This is a genomic window from Cobetia sp. 4B (genome assembly GCF_018831605.1).
Lineage (GTDB): Bacteria > Pseudomonadota > Gammaproteobacteria > Pseudomonadales > Halomonadaceae > Cobetia > Cobetia amphilecti.
In genome coordinates this window covers 3,754,696-3,769,640 of record NZ_CP059843.1, presented here as the reverse complement: position 1 = coordinate 3,769,640, position 14,945 = coordinate 3,754,696, and the positions used below count along the sequence as shown (strand labels likewise).

At 62.7% G+C, this 14,945-nt stretch carries 11 protein-coding genes; 8 read left to right on the top strand and 3 right to left on the bottom strand.

The features are described from left to right. Nucleotides 1-194: 194 nt before the first annotated feature. Nucleotides 195-2,306, top strand: a complete 2,112-nt coding sequence (gene dnaG, locus H2O77_RS15410) for a DNA primase (protein ID WP_215823485.1) — start codon at nt 195-197, stop codon at nt 2,304-2,306. Nucleotides 2,307-2,632: 326 nt separating this feature from the next. Beyond that, on the top strand, nt 2,633-4,471 hold the full coding sequence (gene rpoD / locus H2O77_RS15405) for an RNA polymerase sigma factor RpoD (RefSeq protein WP_043334650.1): 1,839 nt from the start codon (nt 2,633-2,635) through the stop codon (nt 4,469-4,471). Between the two features lie 209 nt (nt 4,472-4,680). On the opposite strand, the gene H2O77_RS15400 is transcribed toward rpoD, so the two are convergent. The 3 genes from H2O77_RS15400 to H2O77_RS15390 all read right to left on the bottom strand — a co-directional run bounded on the left by H2O77_RS15400 (nt 4,681) and on the right by H2O77_RS15390 (nt 7,348). Continuing rightward, the gene (locus H2O77_RS15400; protein ID WP_054557224.1) at nt 4,681-5,007 is read right to left on the bottom strand and encodes a hypothetical protein; all 327 of its coding nucleotides are present in this window, start codon (nt 5,005-5,007) and stop codon (nt 4,681-4,683) included. A gap of 442 nt (nt 5,008-5,449) precedes the next feature. Then, a complete protein-coding gene (locus H2O77_RS15395; RefSeq protein WP_107335965.1) occupies nt 5,450-6,184 on the bottom strand; it encodes a hypothetical protein in 735 nt (244 codons plus the stop codon). A 153-nt stretch (nt 6,185-6,337) separates the two neighbouring features. Then, nucleotides 6,338-7,348, bottom strand: coding sequence for a LysR substrate-binding domain-containing protein (locus H2O77_RS15390; RefSeq protein ID WP_131432742.1), 1,011 nt, complete (start codon nt 7,346-7,348; stop codon nt 6,338-6,340). 264 nt (nt 7,349-7,612) lie between these two features. Between H2O77_RS15390 and H2O77_RS15385 the strand changes: the two genes are divergently transcribed. From H2O77_RS15385 to H2O77_RS15360, 6 genes are all read left to right on the top strand, one after another. Continuing rightward, nucleotides 7,613-8,995 (top strand): L-serine ammonia-lyase, encoded by a 1,383-nt coding sequence (locus H2O77_RS15385; protein WP_043334655.1) that lies wholly within the window; start codon nt 7,613-7,615, stop codon nt 8,993-8,995. A gap of 618 nt (nt 8,996-9,613) precedes the next feature. Beyond that, the gene (locus H2O77_RS15380) at nt 9,614-10,447 is read left to right on the top strand and encodes an ABC transporter ATP-binding protein (protein ID WP_052384708.1); all 834 of its coding nucleotides are present in this window, start codon (nt 9,614-9,616) and stop codon (nt 10,445-10,447) included. Further along, nucleotides 10,444-11,241, top strand: a complete 798-nt coding sequence (locus H2O77_RS15375) for an ABC transporter ATP-binding protein (RefSeq protein ID WP_215823484.1) — start codon at nt 10,444-10,446, stop codon at nt 11,239-11,241. The genes H2O77_RS15380 and H2O77_RS15375 overlap by 4 nt, the downstream gene beginning before the upstream one ends. 245 nt (nt 11,242-11,486) lie before the next feature. Continuing rightward, nucleotides 11,487-12,668: an ABC transporter substrate-binding protein gene (locus tag H2O77_RS15370; RefSeq protein ID WP_052384712.1), complete on the top strand. Its 1,182-nt coding sequence runs from the start codon at nt 11,487-11,489 to the stop codon at nt 12,666-12,668. A gap of 107 nt (nt 12,669-12,775) precedes the next feature. Further along, nucleotides 12,776-13,663: a branched-chain amino acid ABC transporter permease gene (locus tag H2O77_RS15365; protein WP_215823483.1), complete on the top strand. Its 888-nt coding sequence runs from the start codon at nt 12,776-12,778 to the stop codon at nt 13,661-13,663. Between the two features lies 1 nt (nt 13,664). Continuing rightward, nucleotides 13,665-14,666 (top strand): branched-chain amino acid ABC transporter permease, encoded by a 1,002-nt coding sequence (locus tag H2O77_RS15360; RefSeq protein WP_082388929.1) that lies wholly within the window; start codon nt 13,665-13,667, stop codon nt 14,664-14,666. Nucleotides 14,667-14,945 lie beyond the last annotated feature (279 nt).

Genomic DNA, 14,945 nt, shown 5'->3' with positions numbered 1-14,945 from the left:
GAAGGACACCAAGCGGCTGCCTCACGGTGGCCGCTTGTTTTTGTCTCTAGTGGTCCGTTTGTTCTCGAGCCGTGTGCCGTTGCCTGGCGCATGTCGCTAACTCGAGGAATGGCCTGACCCGAAGGTAGCCGCTCACTTTGCTGAGCCGACACTATCTTGCGGTCAGTCCGTTTTTCCACGACTTCTGGCGAATCATGGCTGGTCTCATCCCCCAAGGCTTCATTGACGATCTGCTGGCCCGCACCGACGTGGTCGAGGTGGTGGGTGAGCGCGTCCAGCTGAAGAAGGCCGGCAAGAGCTATGTCGGCCTCTGCCCGTTCCATCAGGAAAACTCTCCCTCGTTCAACGTCATCCCGGACAAGCAGTTCTATCACTGCTTCGGGTGCGGGGCGAGCGGCAGTGCCCTCAAGTTCCTGATGGAGTTCGATCGCCTGCCGTTCCCCGAGGCCGTGGAGCAGCTGGCCTCGCGGCTGGCGCTTGAAGTGCCGCGCGAAGGCGGCAACCAGAGTCCGCACGAGCGCCGTGAGCGCCAGCGTCGCGAGCAGGCCCGCGAAGAGGGCGTCAATCTGCTCGAGGCGGCCGCGGACTTCTATCGTCAGCGCTTGACGGAACCGGCCGCGCAGCCGGCGCGTGAGTATCTGGAAGGCCGTGGTCTGTCGCGTGAGGTCATGCGTGATTTCGGCATCGGCTTCGCGCCGGAAGGCTGGGAGCACCTCAAGCATCACCTGAGCAAGCTGGGTGTCAGCGAGGATGTGCAGATCGAATACGGTCTGCTGATCCATCATGAGGAAAGCGGTCGCCGCTATGACCGCTTCCGCGATCGCGTGATGTTCCCGATCCGTGACTGGAAAGGCCGCACCATCGCCTTCGGCGGTCGCGTGATGGGCGACGCCAAGCCCAAATACCTGAATTCTCCCGAGACTCCCGTCTTCCACAAGGGACGCGAGCTCTACGGTCTGTTTGAAGCCCGTGAGGCGAATCGCAAGCTGGAACGCATGCTGATCGTCGAAGGCTACATGGACGTGGTGGCATTGGCGCAGTACGGCATTCGCAATGCCTGCGCGACCCTGGGTACCGCGACCAGTGAGGAGCACCTCAAGCGCCTCTATCGCCTGGTCGATGAGGTGGTGTTCTGCTTCGACGGCGACAAGGCCGGTCGGCAGGCGGCGCGCCGCGCGCTGGAGACCGTGCTCGAGGTCATGATCGATGGGCGTCAGGCGCGCTTCCTGTTCCTGCCGGAAGGCGAGGACCCGGATTCCCTGGTGCGCAGCGAGGGTCAGGAGGCATTCGAGAAGCGTGTCACCTGCGCCTCCGGGCTCTCCGAGTTCCTGTTCGAGCAGGCCGCGGAAGGACGCGACCTCAAGCGCATGGAGCAGCTCGAGCGGTTCGTGACCCAGGCGCTGGAGTGGATCTCGCGCGTGCCCGAAGGGGTGCTGCGCTCGCTGCTGCTCAAGGAGCTGGAGCGGCGCAGTGGTCTGGAGCGTGAGCGGCTGGATGCCATGCTGGTGGAACGCGCCGCGGCGCGTGAAGCCCAGCAGGCACGGCTGCGTCAGCACCAGCAGCTACGTCAGCACCCTCAGCAACAGCAGCGTTCGCAACCGCAACAACGTCAGTCCGGCGCGACACACTCGGCACCGCGCTCAACGTCCGCTGCCAGTCCTCAGGACGGTGCGACGCTGAGTGACGCGCAGGACGAGTGGTCGTCGCTGGAGGCGATGGCAGATGCCGGTTTCGGCGACAGCGAGCCCGATGGCTGGCAGCCCGATGGCTGGCAGCCGGATGACTGGCAGTCGCATGGCGAGTTGCCTGCGGGGCAGGGCGCTCAAGCTTCGCGCGCGACGCCGGCCAGGTCTCAGAAGCGCACCTCGGTCAGCATGCTGACGCGCCTGTTGCATCTTCTGGTGCACGAGCCGCAGCTGGTCGCCGAGCTGCCTGACTCCAATGAGTGGATCGAAGGCGCGGGCGAGCCGGCCGACAGCGAGGATGCGCAGCTGTTGAACGATGTGGTGCGTCTCTTGAAGGCGGGGCAGTATCGTTCGCCACAGGTGCTGTTGGCGCACTTCCTCGGCACCGCACAGGGACCGAGGCTTGAGCAGCTGGCAGCCCGGGAATTGCTGATTCCGCGTGACGTGCGCAGCGAAGAGCTGAAGGGGCTGGTGGAGCATTGCCAGCATCAGCAGGCGCGCACCACGCCGGAAGCGGAATATCAGGCCTTGCTGGCCAAGGAAAAGCGTGGCGAGAAGTTGTCGGCAGAAGAGAAGCAGCGGCTGATGGCCCTGCTGATGGAGCTGGCAACACGGCGCTGACGCAGTCTCGGTGCCAGGAAGGCCGACAATGGTGGAAATGCCGTGAGAGCTGAGGCGATGGCGCAGGAAAATACGCCCCATGGCCTTGAAAGACGCACTCATGCCCACTATTTAATGAGGTAGCTCCCGATGCGGACTGCCGCAACGTAACCGATAACGCTAACACACCTGGATGGTCCGGCAAATACGCCGCTGGCAGCATCTCCTGATGGCACGCTATACTGGTGCGCTTGATGCTCTCTTCGTCCCTATACCGGCGCCATGCTCACTCGCTGAGCCGCGTCGCGTCCAGGTGCTTCATTCTTCTTCGTCGAGATAGGGGTTCTATGGCTGGTAATGCGCAGCAGCAGTCGCGTCTCAAGGAGTTGATCGCGCGCGGCAAGGAACAGGGTTACCTGACCTATGCCGAGGTCAACGATCACCTGCCCGAGGATATCGCTGATCCCGAACAGGTGGAAGACATCATCAGCATGATCAACGATATGGGCATCAAGGTCGCGGAAGAAGCGCCCGATGCCGATACCTTGATGATGTCTGATTCCTCCACTGACGAGTCTGCCGCCGAAGAGGCCGTTGCCGCCCTCGCCGCGGTGGAAAGCGATGTGGGACGCACCACCGACCCCGTCCGCATGTACATGCGTGAGATGGGCACCGTGGAACTCCTGACCCGCGAAGGCGAAATCAAGATCGCCAAGCGGATCGAGGAGGGCACGCGTGAGGTGATGTCGTCGCTGGCATTCTTGCCGGGGGCAGTCGACTCCATCCTGGAAGCCTACGACGGCACTCTGGGCGAAGACGGCGGACGTCTGTCCGATCTCTTCTCCGGTTTCATCGACCCTGACGAAGGCGTGCCGGGTGTCGCTGAAGTCGAAGTCGAGGAAGTCGAAGAGATTCCCGAGGGCGAAGAGTCCGAAGGCGACGAAGACGAAGACGACGATTCCGCCTCTGAAGGTGGCCCGGACCCCGAGCTGGCCCGCGTCCGCTTCGAGCAGATCCGTGAGCAGAACGAGGCGACCAAGGCCGCCATCGAGAAGTACGGTTCCGGCTCTGCCGAGGCGAAAGCCGAACAGGACCGTCTTGCCGAGCTGTTCTCGCCGATCAAGCTGGTGCCCAAGCACTTCGAGCGTCTGGTCGGTCAGGTTCGCGTGTCCGTCGAGCAGGTGCGCGAGCAGGAAAAGGTCATCCTGCAGATCTTCGTCAAGCGCGGCAAGGTGCCTCGCAAGAGCTTCATCAAGGCCTTCCCGGGCCACGAGTCCGACATGGACTGGTTCGACAGCTTCATCGGTGGCAGCAAGAAGTACGCCGACAAGCTCGAGCCGTTCCGTGCCGACGTGCTCCGTGCCCAGCGCAAGATCGCCTTCGAGCAGGACATGGTCCAGCTGCCGGTCAGCGAGCTCAAGGAAGTGAACCGTCGCCTGTCGATCGGTGAAGCCAAGGCGCGTCGTGCCAAGAAGGAAATGGTCGAGGCCAACCTGCGTCTGGTCATCTCCATCGCCAAGAAGTACACCAACCGTGGTCTGCAGTTCCTGGATCTCATCCAGGAAGGTAACATCGGTCTGATGAAGGCCGTGGACAAGTTCGAGTACCGTCGTGGTTACAAGTTCTCGACCTACGCCACCTGGTGGATCCGTCAGGCGATCACTCGCTCCATCGCGGACCAGGCGCGCACCATCCGTATTCCGGTGCACATGATCGAGACCATCAACAAGCTGAACCGTGTCTCGCGTCAGATGCTGCAGGAAATGGGTCGCGAGCCGACGCCGGAAGAGTTGGGCGAGCGTCTCGAGATGCCGGAAGACAAGGTGCGTCGCGTGCTCAAGATCGCCAAGGAGCCCATCTCCATGGAGACGCCGATCGGTGACGATGATGATTCGCACCTGGGTGACTTCATCGAGGACGGCACCATGGTCTCGCCGATCGACTCCGCCACCGGCGAAGGTCTGATCGAAGCGACCCGCGGTATCCTGTCCGGCCTGACCGCACGTGAAGCCAAGGTGCTGCGCATGCGCTTCGGTATCGACATGAACACCGACCATACCCTCGAGGAAGTCGGCAAGCAGTTCGATGTCACCCGTGAGCGTATCCGTCAGATCGAAGCGAAAGCGCTGCGCAAGCTGCGTCACCCGTCACGTTCCGAGTCACTGCGTTCCTTCATGGAAGAGTGATCTGAAGCGCTCGGGGCCACACCTCGACTGCTGGCCCCGCTGACAAGACAACGCCCGCCCCCATGCGAATGGGGGCGGGCGTTGTCGTTTGTGGGCTTTACGTTACGGGTCTTTCTCTACGGGATGTGTCGCCTTCAGGTTTGTCTTTACGGACCTTGCCACCTTCGAGCTGTGTCGTTCCAGAGCTGCGTGATGTGCCCTGGGGGTTATCAGGCGCCGTGGCGCAACTGGTGAGACGAAGGCGTTGCCGCCACGCTGAAGACGACACGGCCCTTGATGCACTGACGGGAGACCGGCCCCATCTGCTCGCTGCTCAAGCCGTCGGGGTGCTCGCCACGTAGCCACAGGCGGCCGTTGTCGTCGATGCGATGCAGGCGCTTGACCAGCTGGCCGAGCCTGGGATGTTCCACCACGACGGTGGCGCCGGGCGTCAATCGCCAGCGACTGGGCCAGCGCATGCTGATGATGAGGCTGTGCTGCGGGAGACTGGGGGCAAGACTATGACCGTGCAAGCGGTAGCTACTGAACCAGCGCATGTGAGGCTCCTTGAGAATGAGGGCATGACACGGTCAAGATCCTGTCGGTGCTTTCCTGTGGCAGTGGCGATAGTTGAATTGTATCCACTGCTTAGTAAAATATAATCATTCTCATTTGATGTCCAGCCGTTTTCCGTCAGTGCCTCGCGCAATGGCTATCGAGAGACGGTTGTCTAGCGCAGCGTGTCGAGCAGAGACTGTTGAGAGAAGACTGTCGAGCAGAGACTGTCTCGCGAAGCCTGTTGAGAGTAGAAACGAAAAAAAGCCGCGGCTCTGGTGAGCAGCGGCTTCTGGGAGAGTCACGGGTCTGTCTGTCTCTTGCGCTTCGTGCTGTGCTTCATGTCATGTCACGTCACTTCGCGTTGTTTCATGGGGCAGGGCGAAGTGACGGTCGTGCGACAGGTCATGCGCGCAGCTCGGCAAGAGGGTTTTGCTGCCGGGCTCAGTCGTTGGCGTTGAGCTCACGCAGCAGGGCGCGGCGCTGGCGGCCCATGCGGATCGCCAGCAGCACGATCTCGATCACGGCGATGGCCATCAGGGTGTAGCCGAACAGTTCGGTGACTTCCTCGGCGGCATTCTTGACCGAACGCAGGTAGGAGTCCCCCATCAGGGTTTCCCAGAATTCCGAACGACCGTAGAGGCGTGAGAAGACGTAGGTCGCCAGGAAGCCGGCGCCGAACAGGCCGAACGCGAAGCTGCGTCCGAAGTGCTCGAACTCGGCAATGAAGCGGCTGCGGTTGCGCCATACGCCGATGATGACCGGGATCGCGACCACGCTGACCAGGAACTGCCAGCTGCCATCGCCGATCATGCCGTCGAGCAGGGCGTCCTGTTCACGGATCAGGGACGCCGCGAACAGGCCGAACAGCAGCAGGCTGATGGTGCGCAGGTCCGGCAGGCGTGAATGCACCAGCCACATGGTGGCTGCGCTCAAGGCCAGCAGAGTGCTCTGCATGTGTTCTGTCCAGCTGGCTTCGCTGAAGCCGACATCACCGAAGTGGTGGGCATCATGCATGACCAGCGACATCATCGCGGCCACCAGCGGCGCATAGATGGCCAGGCGCAGGCAGGCTTGCATGAAGAGCGAAGTGGGCTTGCGCCCATACAGCGGCTGTTCGGCGCTGATGGGGAGCGGGACAGCGTTATGGTGCTGGGTATGCGAAGTCAGGCGAGACAAGGGACTCTCCGGACAGTCCATGGACTGCCTGTCAGGGTGAGGGTGTTGTTTGCCTGCTCATTATAACGATGCAAAGGTGCTCAGTTAATATTCTGGTAAGAAAACTGTGAGATTCCATTTCAGCATCGATGTTGCGCCGAGCGGAAATGTTCGTCAGCTCTGACGTAACCGATCCCGCTCGGCTTCCTCGACGATCCAGTCATGCACGGCCTGGATGCGGCCATCATCCAGGGTGCCGTGGGGATGGACGATGACGTAGCGCTTGCCGGTCAGTACCCGTTGCGCGAAGGGCGCGATCAGCGTGCCGCGCGACAGCTCGTCGGTGATCAGCGTGCGCCTTGCCATCGCGACTCCCATGCCGGCGATGGCAGCCTCCATCGACAGGTGGTTGCGGTTGAAGGTATAGCCACGCTGAACGTTGATCTCGGGCGCGCCGATGCTGGCCAGATAGAATTCCCACTCGGCGTGATCGTGGCTGCCGCGCCAGGCGGTGATGTCGTGCAGCAGCGGATACCAGGCGAGGTCCTCTGCGCTGCGCAGTGGCGGGCGGCCGCGCATCAGGCCGGGATGGCAGACGGGGAAGATCTCCTCTTCCATCAGATCGGTGACCTGCATGCCCGGGTAGTGGCCGTCGTTGAGGTCGACCGCCAGCTCGAAGTCACCCTCGCGCAGCGGTGAGTCACTGTCCTCGGCGCGCACGTGCAGCTCGATATCCGGAAAGCGTGCCTGCAGGCGCGGCAGTCGGGGCGCCAGCCATTTGGAGAGAAATGACGGCACCGAACGCAACCTGAGCACACCGCTCATCAAGCCGCTGCGCAGCCGTTTGACCTCCAGTCCCACCGCGCTATAGGACTGCTCCACCACGCGCGCCAGTCGCGCGCCTTCCCCTGTCAGCTCGAGTCCGCGTGAACGACGCAGAAACAGCTTGAAGCCCAGCCGCTCCTCCAGCTGCTTGATCTGCTGACTCACCGCGCCGGTGGTGACGTGCAGTTCTTCTGCCGCGCGCGTGAAGGAGCCATGACGCGCGGCGCAGGCGAAGACCTGCAGCCAGGCATGGGTCTGACCATTCAGGTGGCGCAGGCTCGGTGTGGTGGCGGGCGTGCCGGTCGCCGTCGGCGGCACGACGGGGCCAGTACCAGGCGTGTTGTCGAGGGAAGACGTCATGGGCGGGTCTCATGCAAGCGCTGGAGGCAGATAGTGAGGGAGAAGCCGCGATGGCCAGACGCAGATGGCGGTGATAGCTAAAGGCATCAGGGCACAAGGTGGCGCGAAGAGCATAGTTTACGCCGTTTTTGATGCATAGAGTTTAGTCAGGCTAAACCCACGACCAATTTTTATGGTTTGTCGCGTCCCGCCCCCATCCATCATCATTGCCTCATCCACTGGCAGGCGCTCAGGCGCGGCGAGTTTCCGAGATGAGGTGTTGTCATGTCCATCAGTGTATTTGATCTCTTCAAGGTCGGTGTCGGCCCCTCCAGCTCGCACACCGTCGGCCCGATGCGTGCTGCCGCGCAGTTCGTCGAGACCCTGCGCTCGCGTGACCAGCTGGAGCGCGTGGCGCGCATCGAGGTGCAGTTGCATGGTTCGCTGTCTGCCACCGGCGTGGGCCACGGTACCGACAAGGCGACCATCCTCGGCCTGATGGGCGAGCTGCCGGAAACGATCGACCCTGCGATCATCGACCCCTGCATCGAAGAGCTGCTGGAGTCTCAGACACTGCTGCTCGACAACCGCATCGCGGTGCCCTTCGTGTGGGTGCGTGACATGCAGTGGCACGATGCGCCGCTGCCGTATCACCCCAATGCCATGCGTCTGATCGCCTACGGCCACCGCGATGAGCTGTATCGCAATGTCTATTACTCGGTGGGTGGCGGTTTCGTGGTCGACGAAGTCGAGGCCGCGCGTGACCCGCTGCTGGAAGACGAAAGCCTGCGTCTGCCGTATGAATTCAACACCGCCAATGAGCTGCTGGCGCTGTGTCGCATGCACAAGATGCGCATCAGCGAGCTGATGATGGCCAACGAATGTGCGCTGCGCAGTGAGACCCAGGTACGGCGTGGGCTATGGCGCATCTGGGAAGTGATGAACGAGTGCATCGACAACGGCCTGACGCACGAAGGCGTGCTGCCCGGCGGGCTCAACGTCAAGCGCCGTGCCAAGCGTCTGCATGCACGTCTGCTGGATGTGGAATCCAGCAAGTCGATCATCACCTCGACCTTCTCGGCGATGGACTGGGTCAACCTGTTCGCGCTGGCGGTCAATGAAGAGAACGCGGCCGGCGGTCGCATGGTGACGGCGCCGACCAATGGCGCGGCCGGCATCATCCCAGCGGTGCTCAGCTATTACATGAAATTCCAGGAAGATGCTCGCGAGGAGGACGTGGTCGACTTCCTGCTCACGGCAGCCTCGGTGGGCATCCTGTGCAAGAAGAACGCCTCCATCTCCGGCGCGGAAGTCGGCTGTCAGGGCGAGGTGGGCTCCGCCTGCGCCATGGCGGCTGCCGGGCTTGCCGAGCTGATGGGCGCGACGCCGGAGCAGGTCGAGAACGCGGCGGAAATCGGTCTCGAGCACAATCTGGGACTGACCTGTGACCCGATCGGCGGCCTGGTGCAGATTCCCTGCATCGAGCGCAATGCGATTGCCTCGGTCAAGGCGATCAATGCCGCCCAGATGGCGATGTGTGGCGATGGCGATCACTTCGTCTCGCTGGACAAGGCGATCCGCACCATGCGTGACACCGGCCGCGACATGCAGGACAAGTACAAGGAGACCTCCAAGGGCGGTCTCGCGGTCAACGCCATCGAATGCTGATACGACCGCTAGCCACTGGCAGGTTCCGTGACCTGGACTGGATTGAGTCTGACTGAATTGAGTCTGCGTGACTTGAACCGGCGCGATGTGAACCTGTGTGATGTGAGCCTGAGTCGAACTGCCATGACTTTCCGCCGGAGGCCTGCCGCCTCCGGCCAAACCCGTTGTCTCTTGTCAGGTACATGATCTCCGGCCAGAGGTCATGATCTCGGCAACCCTCGTTGACGCCTCTTCGGCGCGGTATTCCGCGACGGACAGGCGTCTTTTTTATGGCGGGAATTGCGCTCATCTCGACTGTTCGGCTCGGTTTGGCGGGGGAATCTGCCAGCCTTGAGATGTCTCGGGAGGGCTGCGTTGTAAAGAAGTCGCTGATATATCGGCTATTGGTCGAGTGAGCGCGCTTGCCGCTGGCAGCGCGCCTCTCGCTGTTCTAGTTTACGTTAACGTCAGTTGCGCTGATCGCAACGATGGAGCGTATCGAGGGCCTGTCGTTGGCGCCTGTTGATGCTGCGTATCGATGACGAGCCGCGATGTTGCGGGCATCCGCGCTGACGAACAGCCCTCATGTCTCTTGGAAGACACAGACCACCGGCTTGCCGGTCAGGACGGAGTACTGACATGCCATCACCGCCCATTCAGGGGCCGCGTGCCAGCGGGGGCGCATCAGCGACGGCCCCGATTCTCGAGACGCGTGGCTTGAGCAAGGATTTTCGGGGTTTCACGGCCGTCGACGACGTCAATCTCCAGGTGCAGGAAGGGCATATCCATGCCCTGATCGGCCCCAATGGCGCCGGCAAGACGACAGTCTTCAATCTGTTGACGCGCTTTCTACCGGCCACCCGCGGCGAGATTCTCTATCGCGGCAAATCCATCACTCGCATGAAGTCGCATGAGATCGCGCGCCTGGGGTTGGTGCGTTCCTTCCAGATATCGGCAGTGTTTTCCCAGATGACGGTGCTCGAGAACGTGCGGGTCGCCCTGCAACGCCCCCAGGGCACCTCGTTTCATTTCTGGAAGCCGGAACGCAGCCTCGACAGCCTGAACGAGCAGGCATTGCATCTGCTGGAGCAGGTAGGGCTGCGCGATGACGCTCACCGTGTGACCGCCAGTCTGCCCTATGGCCGCAAGCGCGCGCTGGAGCTGGCGACCACGCTGGCGCTTGAGCCCACGCTGATGCTGCTGGATGAGCCGACCCAGGGCATGGGCGCCGAGGATGTGGACCGTGTGGTCGAGCTGATCCGTGTCGCGGCGCGGGGCCGTACGGTGCTGATGGTCGAGCACAACCTGAGCGTGGTCAGCCGCCTGTGCGATCGCATCAGCGTGCTGGCGCGCGGGCGGGTGCTGGCGGAGGGCGACTACGCCAGCGTATCGGCCAATCCCGAGGTTCGTGAAGCGTATCTGGGCAGTGAAGCGCCCGAGTCCACGGCGGATGAGCACAAGGAGGTTTCATGACGGTGGTTATGGAGCAGGCGACGGACAGGCAAGCCTCGGCGGCCGACTCGCCGCTGGGGGAAGAGCAGCTCTGCCTGCGCGAGCTGAACGCCTGGTACGGCGAGTCCCATGTGCTGCATGGCGTCAACATGACGGTGCGGCGCGGCGAGCTGGTGACCTTGCTGGGTCGCAACGGGGCCGGACGCAGCAGCACGCTGCGCGCGATCATGAACATGGTCGGCCGGCGTAGCGGCGACATCCTCATCAAGGGGCAGGACAGCATGGGGCTGGCGCCGCATCGCATCGCTCATCTCGGTGTCGGCTTCTGCCCCGAGGAGCGTGGCATCTTCGCCAGCCTGAGCGTCGAGGAGAATCTGCTGCTGCCACCGCTGGTCAAGAGCACAGGACATGACCAGGGCCGGAGCCAGGGCCAGGGCCAGGGCATGTCGCTGGATGAGCTCTATGCGCTGTTCCCCAATCTGCATGAGCGACGCACCAGTCAGGGCACGCGCCTCTCCGGTGGCGAGCAGCAGATGCTGGCGCTGGCGCGCATCCTGCGCACCGGGGCGGACCTGCTGCTGTTGGATGAGATCACCGAGGGGCTGGCGCCGGTCATCAACCAGAAGCTGGCCGAAGTGCTGATGATGCTGAAGGCGCGCGGCATGACCATCGTGCTGGTGGAGCAGAACTTCCGCTTTGCCGCACCGCTGGCCGACCGTCATTACCTGATGGAGCACGGCACCATTCTGGAAGAGATCAGTGCGGCCGAGTTACCGGCCCGCCACGAATATCTGCACAAGGTACTGGGGGTCTGAGCTCCCGCTCGGGCTGAGCTGCACAGGGCTGGCCGCCATGCACGGCCTTGCACTCGCCAATCTGAAGTCCGTACGTCTCGCCACAACAATCACAATATTGCCGGGTAATCCGGTCTGGAGATGTCATGCACGCCACCGCTTCATCCAACGCCACCGTTTCATCCAACGCCACCCCTGTCGCGTCACCGTTGTCACGCCGCATCACGGCGGCCACACGCCGGCGCCTGTTGCCGCTGTCCGCGCTCATGATGGGGTCCCTGCTGTCGGCGGGAATCGCGCAGGCCGACATCAGCGACGGCGTGATCAAGATCGGCTATCTGGCCGACATGTCGGGCACCTATCGTGACCTGGCCGGCCCGGGCGGTCTCGATGCGCTCAAGATGGCCGTCGAGGACTTCGGCGGCAGCGTCAACGGCATGCCGATCGAGGTATTGAGTGCCGATGACCGCAACAGCGCCGATGTCGGTGCCAATACGGTGCGCGGCTGGATCGATCAGCAGAATGTCGACATGGTCGCCGGGCTGGTGGCCTCATCGGTGAGCATCGCGGTGACGCGGATTCTCGCCGAACAGGACACGCTGGGTATCGTTTCCGGCTCGGCGGCTTCCAGCATCACCAATGAGCATTGCACGCCCAATCATGTCCACTGGGTGTATGACACCTATCCGCTGGCGCACGGCACGGCCAAGGCGATCGTCGATGAAGGCGGCGACAGCTGGTTCCTTTTGACCGCGGACTACGCCTTCGGTCATGCCCTGGAAGGCGATGTGGAAAAGGTGGTGAACGAGAACGGCGGCACCATCGTCGGCAAGGTACGTCATCCATTCCCGACCAGTGATTTCTCCTCCTACATCCTGCAGGCGCAGGGTTCCGGGGCCAAGATCGTCGGGCTGGCCAATGCCGGGTCGGACACCGTCAATGCGTTGACCACGGCGAGTCAGTTCGGCGTGGTGCAGGCCGGGCAGTCGCTGGCGGGGCTATTGATCTTCCTCAATGACGTGCATGCCCTGGGGCTTGAGGTCGCGCAGGGGCTGCAGCTCACCACCGGCTGGTACTGGGACCTCAATGACGAGACACGTGCCTGGTCCCAGCGCTATCACGAGCGCAATGAACGCATGCCGACCATGGTGCAGGCCGGCATCTACTCCAGCACCCTGCATTACCTGAATGCGGTCGCGGCCACCGGCAGCGATGACACCGCCACCGTGCGCGCCAGAATGGGCGAGACGCCGGTCAACGACATGTTCGCCAACAACGGCACCATCCGTGCCGATGGGCGCATGGTGCATGACATGTATCTGGTCAAGGTCAAGGCGCCCTCCGAATCCCAAGGCGAGTGGGATGTCTATGACGTGATCCGCACCATTCCCGGCGCTGAAGCCTACCGACCGCTGGCGGACAGCCAGTGCGAGCTGGTCAAGGGCTGAAGCCGAACGTCAGTCGAGTCGCTGAGGCGTATGACATGGCGCTGCCGGTCGGATGATCGGCAGCGCCGAGCGGCTGACGCGAATGGGTGCTGAAAAGGAATGTGCGGATGACCATGATTTTTGGAATACCCCTGATGGTGCTGTTCGGTCAGCTGATGCTGGGGCTGATCAACGGTGCCTTCTATGCATTGCTGAGCCTTGGGCTGGCGGTGATCTTCGGTCTGTTGCGCATCATCAACTTCGCGCATGGTGCCCAGTACATGCTGGGCGCCTTTGCGGCGCTGCTGGGAGCGCAATATCTGGGGCTCAACTACTGGACGGCGCTGATCGTGGTGCCGCTGGTGGTGGGTGCCCTGGGCATCGTGGTCGAGCGTCTGCTGCTGCGGCGCATCCAGCACCTTGATCACCTCTATGGCCTGTTGCTGACCTTCGGGCTGGCGCTGATCTTCGAGGGCACGCTGGTGAATCTATTCGGTGTCTCGGGGTCGAGCTATCCGATCCCCGAGGCGCTGAGTGGCGGCTTCAAGCTGAGCTTCATGTTCCTGCCCACCTACCGCGCCTGGGTGCTGGTGGCGGCGTTGGTGGTCTGCTTCGGAGTCTGGTTCCTGATCGAGCGCACGCGCCTCGGTGCCTATCTGCGCGCGGGAACCGAGAACCCGGAGCTGGTGCAGGCCTTCGGCATCAATGTGCCCTTGATGGTGTCGCTGATCTACGGACTCGGTGTGGCGCTTGCCGCCTTCGCCGGCGTGCTGGCCGCGCCCTTGTATCCCGTCTCGCCGACCATGGGCTCGAGCCTGCTGATCGTGGTGTTCGCGGTGGTGGTCATCGGCGGGATGGGCTCGATTCTCGGCGCCATCCTCACCGGGCTCGCGATGGGGCTGATCGAGGGGCTGACCAAGGTGTTCTATCCCGAGGCCGCCAATACCGTGATCTTCGTCGTGATGGTGATGGTGTTGATGCTTCGCCCTGCCGGGCTGTTCGGAAAGGAGGCCTGACATGGCCGTACTGCAACAGGATCACCAGGCCGCGCGTGCAGGCAGCGCGCCGCGCAGAATCACCCCGCTGGGCGTGCTGTATCTCGTGCTGTTCCTGCTCGGGTTGCTGGCACCCTGGGTCGCCTATCCCGTCTTTCTGATGAAGATTCTGTGCTTTGCGCTGTTCGCCAGCGCCTTCAATCTGCTGCTCGGCTTCGTGGGGCTGCTGTCCTTCGGGCACGCCGCCTTCCTGGCCACGGGCGCCTATATCACCGGCTTCTTGCTCGCGGAATATCCGGGCCTGAGTCCGGCGCTGGGCATCGTGGCCGGTACGCTCGGCGCGGTAGTGCTGGGGACGCTGTTCGGGGCGCTGGCCATCCGGCGGCAGGGCATCTACTTCGCGATGATCACGCTGGCCCTGGCCCAGATGATGTTCTTCTTCTTCATCCAGGCGCCGTTCACCCACGGGGAAGATGGCCTGCATGGCGTGCCGCGCGGTGAGCTGTTCGGCGTGTTCGATCTGGCGAACAACCACACCCTCTATTACTTCGTGTTCGCGATCTTCGTGGCGGCCTTTGCCCTGATCCGGCGCGTGGTGCATTCCCCCTTCGGTCAGGTGCTGAAGGCCATCCGCGAGAATGAACCGCGCGCCATCTCGCTGGGCTATCACACCGATGCCTACAAGCTGGTGGCCTTCGTGCTGTCGGCGGGGCTGGCAGGCCTGGCGGGAGCGACCAAGACGCTGGTGTTCCAGCTCGCCTCGCTGGGTGATGCCAGCTGGCACATGTCGGGGGAGGTGATCCTGATGACGTTGCTGGGCGGCGTCGGCACGCTGCTCGGGCCACTGGTGGGCTCCGGGCTGGTCATCGGGCTGCAGCACCAGTTGGCGCAATCCGCGCTGGGCGATTGGGTCAGCGTGATTCTGGGCGCCATCTTCGTGGTCTGCGTGCTCAGCTTCCGCAGCGGCATCATCGGGGAATGTCAGCGCTGGATCGCGCGTCGTCAGCAGCGGGAAGAAAAATGAGTGGCGAGAAGCGAGAAGCGAGAAGCGAGAAGCGAGAGGGGGGAAGCAAGACAGTGTGAGTGGCCCATCGTGCTCTGAAGCAAAGACATCAATGACTTGTCGCTGTCTGCAGGCATAAAAAAAGTCCACCCCAAATAGGGTGGACTTAAATGCCATTGTATATCGAGGGGGATACGCCGGTCCCGGATCCTCGACTCAGCAATGAGCACGCCATGCGAGATAGCCGCCATTTGCCATCTCGTTGTATAGATTGCATGCCCGATGCCAGTTTTTCAGTAT